Annotated in this window: 3 protein-coding genes; 1 reads left to right on the forward strand and 2 read right to left on the reverse strand. The window is 64.6% G+C overall.

Annotated features, from left to right (window positions below):
* The coding region (locus tag EN991_RS36830; protein WP_245461182.1) for an amidase family protein at window positions 1–376 on the forward strand (376 nt) is incomplete at its 5' end.
* A 15-nt stretch (window positions 377–391) separates the two neighbouring features.
* Here EN991_RS36830 and EN991_RS36835 read toward each other — a convergent pair.
* Window positions 392–778, reverse strand: coding sequence for a hypothetical protein (locus EN991_RS36835; protein WP_127370554.1), 387 nt, complete (start codon window positions 776–778; stop codon window positions 392–394).
* Between the two features lie 42 nt (window positions 779–820).
* A partial coding sequence (locus EN991_RS36840; RefSeq protein WP_281058854.1) for an NAD(P)-dependent oxidoreductase occupies window positions 821–1,231 on the reverse strand: 411 nt, incomplete at its 5' end.

Genomic DNA, 1,231 nt, shown 5'->3' on the forward strand with positions numbered 1-1,231 from the left:
CAGCGGCCCCCTGTCGCGGGCGGCAATGCTGCCGACTCCGGTCTACATCAGGGCGATGCGCCGTCGTGCGGCACTTGCGGCCGCCATGGACGAACGGCTGTCCTCGGTCGATGTGCTGGCCTTGCCGACCACACCGGTGACGGCGCCGACTATCGTCTCTATGGCTGACGACGCCGGGTTGCGTGACCGAACCGAAGGCCTGCTGCTGCGCAACACGCAGGTCGCCAACCAGTTCGATCTCTGCGCGATCTCGCTGCCGATGCCGGGCACTCCGCTGCCTGCCGGATTGATGCTGGTGGCGCGCAACGGGCATGACCGGCGCCTGCTGCGGATTGCCGCTGAAGTGGAGCGGCTGCTGGCGGTTGATCAGCACTGAACCGGAAATTGCGGATCAGCGCGACGAACAGTGCTTGCGTTCGCTGTCCATGGCGGTGCGTACGATGCTGGTCGCGACCAGCCAGGGCAGATCGTACTCCTTGCCGGTGATCGTCTGGGTGCGGTGCTCGATCGAGCCTCTGACGACGATCTTTCCGGCATAGAGCGCGTCGGAAAGATCCGTTATCGCCTTGTCGGCCCGCGGCAAGCCGCTGGTGTCGATCGACATGCCCTTGATGATCGTTCCGGTGGCAAGATCGAGCACGCTGTTCGACGGGCACGGCGCCTTGAAGCAGCGCAGCCCGTTGTCGCAATAGACATAGCTGCTTTCGGCCGCGAATGACGGAATGGCGCAGAGCGAACAGGCGGCGACAATGAGGGATGTGAGGCGAGGACTGAACATGGGTCTCAACGTCACGAAGAATTGGGGCGAAACCGCGATGTGCTACACGCTCGCCGGGAACCGCTGCCGGTAGTGATCGACCACTTCCGGATTGCGCAGATTGACCGGCAGTTTGCCCGCCAGCACGAGCAGGGCTTCGCCCGCCGCGCCGACGCCCATGCGCATCATCGATTCCTCGGTGATCCCCGCCATGTGCGGCGTGACGATAACATTGTCGAAGCCGAAATAGGGATGGTTCGACGGCAGCGGCTGCGTCGCAAACACGTCGAGCGCGGCGCCGCCGATGCGCCGTTTCTGCAAGGCCTCGATCAGCGCGTCGTCGTCGACGACCGGTCCGCGCGACACGTTGATCAGCAACGCCTGCGGCTTCATGCGGGCGATCCGCTCACGGTTGATCAGGCCGCGCGTTTCCGGCGTCAGCGGGCAGCACAGAACGATGATGTCGCTCTGCTC

It is taken from the genome of Mesorhizobium sp. M7A.F.Ca.US.005.03.2.1 (assembly GCF_003997795.1).
GTDB lineage: Bacteria > Pseudomonadota > Alphaproteobacteria > Rhizobiales > Rhizobiaceae > Mesorhizobium > Mesorhizobium ciceri.